4 protein-coding genes are annotated in these 5,234 nt (G+C 46.7%); all 4 read right to left on the reverse strand.

Going from position 1 to position 5,234, the window contains the following annotated elements; genetic code table 11:
• Positions 1–796 (reverse strand): MFS transporter (locus tag ACO1R6_RS15920; protein WP_486265950.1); only part of this gene is annotated, 796 nt, incomplete at its 3' end.
• A 32-nt stretch (positions 797–828) separates the two neighbouring features.
• Entirely contained in the window at positions 829–1,200 is a 372-nt protein-coding gene (nirD, locus tag ACO1R6_RS15925; protein ID WP_486265952.1) for a nitrite reductase small subunit NirD, read from the reverse strand.
• Between the two features lie 98 nt (positions 1,201–1,298).
• On the reverse strand, positions 1,299–3,809 hold the full coding sequence (gene nirB / locus ACO1R6_RS15930; protein ID WP_486265953.1) for a nitrite reductase large subunit NirB: 2,511 nt from the start codon (positions 3,807–3,809) through the stop codon (positions 1,299–1,301).
• A gap of 753 nt (positions 3,810–4,562) precedes the next feature.
• Positions 4,563–5,234: PfkB family carbohydrate kinase (locus tag ACO1R6_RS15935; RefSeq protein WP_486265955.1), on the reverse strand; the 672-nt coding region annotated here is incomplete at its 5' end.

Consider the following 5,234-nt stretch of genomic DNA (forward strand, 5'->3'; position numbering starts at 1 on the left):
TATCGATGGTAATTTCGATACCGAAGCAGGCGCCGTAGATTAAGAACAGCATCCACACCCGGATATCTTTGCAGGCTTTCCAGAAAGCGCCTTTGGCTTCGGCGGCTTTCAGGCGGTATTCCGGGTCATACTTTTTCAGGTCGGCTATGTTACCTTCGGGCGTATCCTGGGTAAATTTGTAATAGGCAATACCCATCAGGAAAAGCATCACCCCCGGTACCACCATGGCATACCGCCAGGCGCTGGCTTCTACAAAACCTAAGCCGACAAAACCGGCAAAAATCAGGGGCATAATAATCTGGGTAACGCCGCCGCCCATATTGCCCCAACCGGCAGTAGTAGCGTTGGCGGTACCCACCACGTTAGGCCCAAACATCATAGAGGTATGGAACTGGGTAACCACGAAAGAAGCCCCAATTACGCCAATGGCCAACCGGAACAATAAAAACGATTCGTAGCTGTTACTCAGGCCAATACACATTACCGGCAGGGAGCCCAATAGTAAGATGTAAGTATAGGTAATCCGGGGGCCAAACTTATCGCAAAGCCAGCCAATTAACAGCCGGGCAAATATGGTGATGGCTACCGAGGAAATCAAAATATTACCAATCTGAGATTTGGTTAGCGCTAGTTCTTCGCGGATAATAGGCATGAGCGGGGCCACGCCAAACCAACCGAAAAAACACAGAAAGAAGGCAAACCAGGTAACATGAAACGTACGCATGTGCGGCGTTGCCAAACTGAATAGGTTAATACGGGAGGCCTTGCCTACTTTAGGAGTTGAGACTGCTTTCATCTTTTTCTTTTAAGCTGTGGTTGCTAATTATTTTATTCTGATATCCCGATGTACACGAAGCCATCTTCTACTTTCACGGGGTACGTTTGAATCTCGTAGCACTCGCCGTTCAGGTTTTCGCCGGTAATCAGGGAGAAGGTTTTTTTGTGAAAAGGGCAGGCTACTTTGGGCTCTCCGCATTGGTCTCCCACTAAGCCGCGGGCGAGTATCATCTGTTGCTTGTGCGGACACATATTCTGACAGGCATACCATTCGTTGCGCCGGGCAAAGTTGAACACGGCAATCTGCTGGTTCTGGTATTTTACACATGCGCCACCGTCTGCGGGGAAAGCACTTACTTCGGCCGCTTTAAACCAATAGGTAACTTCTGAGGAGCGGGTATCGGGGTTTTGTGTGCTTAACATAGCTGTATTTATTTTTTATCTCTGATTTTTTAGGAAAAAGTTAGCCCGGGGTGGCCTTTCAGGCCACCTTATTTAGGCTAAAAAAAGTGATAATTAGTTTAGATTACCGGCACTTTCTGTCCGCGCTCGGGCCGGAAATTGATGGATGGGTCTGGTTCGGGGGTATTCACAAAGTGCTGGAACCGCTTGCGTAACTCGGGGTTGTTTACCACTTCTTTCCACTCGCAGGCGTAGGTATCTACCATAAATTCCATTTCGCGTTCCAAGTCGGCACAAATACCCAAAGAGTCTTCGATGATAACCTGCCGCAAATATTCAATGCCGCCTTCCATTTTATTCAGCCAGGTGGCGGTGCGGTTAAGGGGTTCGGCCGTTTTAATGTAGAACATCAGGAACCGGTCTAAATATTGGAGGCAGGTTTCGGTGTCGAGGTCGGTAGCGAAGAGTTGGGCGTGCTGGGGTTTGGCACCACCGTTGCCGCAGATGTACAGGTTCCAACCTTTTTCGGTGGCAATAATACCAAAGTCTTTCGATTGGGCTTCGGCACATTCGCGTACACAACCCGATACGCCGCCTTTTAGTTTATGCGGCGACCGCAGGCCCCGATACCGCTCTTCTACCTGAATGGCAAAGCCTACTGAATCGTGCAAGCCATAACGGCACCAGGTAGAACCAACGCAGCTTTTTACGGTACGCAGGCTTTTGCCGTAGGCGTGGCCGCTCTCAAAACCGGCGTTTACCAGTTCTTCCCAGATATCCGGCAGTTGGTCTACCCGGGCACCGAACATATCGATGCGCTGGCCACCGGTTATTTTGGTATACAGGCCGTATTTAGCCGCAACCTGCCCGATAACAATCAGTTTTTCGGGGGTTATTTCGCCACCGGCAATCCGAGGAACTACCGAGTAAGTTCCGCCTTTCTGAATGTTAGCCAGGTAGCGGTCGTTGGTATCCTGGATGGTAGCTTGTTTTAAGATGAGTTCGTTCCAGGTGCTGGCTAATATAGATGCTACGGCTGGTTTACACACTTCGCAGCCATCGCCTTTGCCATGGTGACTGATTAATTCATCGAAGGTGCGAATATTGTTTACTTTTACGATGTCCAGAATTTCCTGGCGGGAATACTGGAAGTGCTCGCACAAAACCTGCTTTACTTCCTGGCCCATTTCCTTCAGGGTAGCATTAAGTAAATCGCCGAGCATTGGTACGCACCCGCCGCAACTGGTGCCGGCTTTGGTACATTTTTTTATACTGGCTACATCGCACAGTTTTTCATCTTTAATGGAAGAGCAAATAGTTCCTTTGCTCACCCCTTCGCAGGAACAAATCGTGGCTTCTTCGGGTAAGCTCAACACCCCGGCTCCCGCAGACTCACTGCTGCCACCCCGGCTGCCCAGGATTAAATCTTCCGAATCTGGTGGCACCACAATCCGGTTTTGTACCGTTTGCAGCAGCATATTGTAGTTAGCGGCTTCGCCAACTAAAATACCACCCAATAAATATTTACCGTCTTCCGAAATATTTACGCGCTTGTAAATCCCTTTAATACGGTCTTCGAAAACAATGGTGCGGGCATTCGGCTCCGAGATAAACGGATCGCCGAAGCTGGCTACATCTACGCCAATTAATTTCAGTTTGGTAGACATATCAAAACCCTTAAAGGTTTTTTCGCCGCCCACCAGGTTAGTTACCACCGTTTCAGCCATGTCGTAGCCGGGTGCTACCAAACCGTAAATCATACTGCTGTGCAGCGCCGATTCGCCAATGGCGTAAATATTTTGGTCGGAGGTTTGCAAGGCATCATTCACCAGAATACCACCCCGCGGACCTACCGACAGGCCGGCTTTCATGGCTAACTCATCCCGCGGCTTAATACCCGCCGATACAATTATCATATCCACGTCCAGCTCGCCGCCGTCGGCAAAAGTCATTTTCTGCACACCGGGTTCGCCCAGAATAGCGGTAGTACTTTTATTTAAATGAATGCTGATGCCCAGACTTTCCAATTTATTTTTCAGCATATCGGAACCAGCCTGGTCTAATTGCCGCGGCATTAACCGGGGAGCAAATTCTATTACGTGCGTGGTCAGGCCCATATCCATGGCTGCTTTGGCCGCTTCCAGCCCGAGCAAACCACCACCAATTACCGCGGCTGTTCTGGCTTTGGGCGCGTATGCCAGCATGGTATCCAGGTCTTCGATGGTGCGGTATACAAATACCCCTTCTTTTTCTACCCCGTTAATGGGCGGGACAAAAGCACTGGAACCGGTAGCTAGAACTAATTTATCGTAGCTGATGGATTCTCCTTTATGCGTCGTGATTATTTTGCGGGTAGTATCGATGCCGGTAACCAACTCGCCTAAATGCAGGTTAATATTGTTTTGCTCGTACCACGAAACGGGAGCCATGGTTAATTCTTCGGCAGTGGTGCCGGAAAAATAAGCACTTAGGTGTACGCGGTCATAAGCGGGCCGGGGCTCTTCGCCGAAGACAGTTACCTGATAGGAACCGGGCTGGGCTTTTGCTACTAACTTTTCGCAAAACTTATAGCCAACCATGCCATTGCCTATTACAACTACACGTTGCGGATGTGCGGGAGAACTGCTCATAGGTTTTAAGTCTTAAAAAATAATTATAAAATGAACCTTTAATTATTGCCCTACCAGGAGTTTCCGCTCCTGCTAAAGATATTTAGTTAGAAATTCAGGCCTTAACTTTAAAATATCGTTGCTTTTTCAACTTTAGGGTTTAATTTTGAACCCTTCTATCGGGAAAACACCTCTTTTAAAACTATCTCCTTTATTTTTTAACCTATTGTTGAGTAAAAATACTCAATTCTAGTATACATGATTATTTTTTTAACTTCTTTTTTATAAAATTTATGTTTTTCTATAAAACCACATTAAAATTTGAGGTATTCTTTGAGATATTTCAGATTTTGAACCAATTTATTAGATACCTGAAATTCTAATCCTTTTCATTATTTAGGCAAAAGGGGATTTATTGAGTTTAACCGAACTTAGTTGAACCTATTTTTCGACACTATCCGGCTAAATTCAGCTGGAAAAAGAAGGTAAGAGGTTTACATTTGACTACAATCGACAGTTAGGGAAGCTATAGGAAAATCCGGAACGAGTTGATTTCTACTACCAATAAAAAGATAATCGAACAACAGGGGAAAGTCAGAATAAAACAAAAAAGGCAGATGAGCCAGCCAAACTTTACTTATATTTTTCTTGAGTAGAATTACTCAATTTTTAAAACCAAATATCCTTTTTACGGCTATTGATTAAACTGATGAAAACAAAAAAGCCTGCAGACTTCTAGTCCGCAGGCTTTCGCTCGTATTCTAATTTATTTACTTAAAAACGTACCAGGTCCGCAAACATTTGTACCCGGGCATCAATTTCCTCCTGACTTAAATTTACGATCCGCTCCGTACCAAATTTTTCTACGCAGAAAGAGGCCATGGCCGAACCATGAATAACGGCGCTCTTCATGCTGTTAAAGCTTACATCTCCGGCTTTGGCCAAATATCCAATAAAACCACCCGCAAACGTATCGCCGGCCCCGGTAGGGTCAAATACATCTTCCAGCGGCAGGGCCGGCGCATAAAATATTTCGCTCTGGCCAAAAAGCAGGGCGCCGTGTTCGCCTTTTTTGATAATCAGGTATTTCGGGCCCATGGCCATAATCTTACGGGCGGCTTTCACCAGCGAATATTCTCCGGATAACTGGCGGGCTTCTTCGTCGTTGATGGACAGCACATCTACCAGCGCAATTGTTTTCACCAACTCATCATAAGCAATATCCATCCAGAAATTCATGGTATCCATTACGATCAGTTTCGGGCGCTTTTGTAACCGTTCGATTACGGTGCGCTGTACCTGCGGTGCCAGGTTACCCAGCATCAGGTACTCGCAGTTCTGGTATTCATCCGGAATAATCGGGTCGAAATCGCCCAGCACGTTTAATTCGGTAACCAGCGTTTCGCGACTGTTCATGTCGTTGAAATAGCGCCCGGACCAGAAAAA

The sequence above is a fragment of the Adhaeribacter sp. genome, assembly GCF_057359045.1.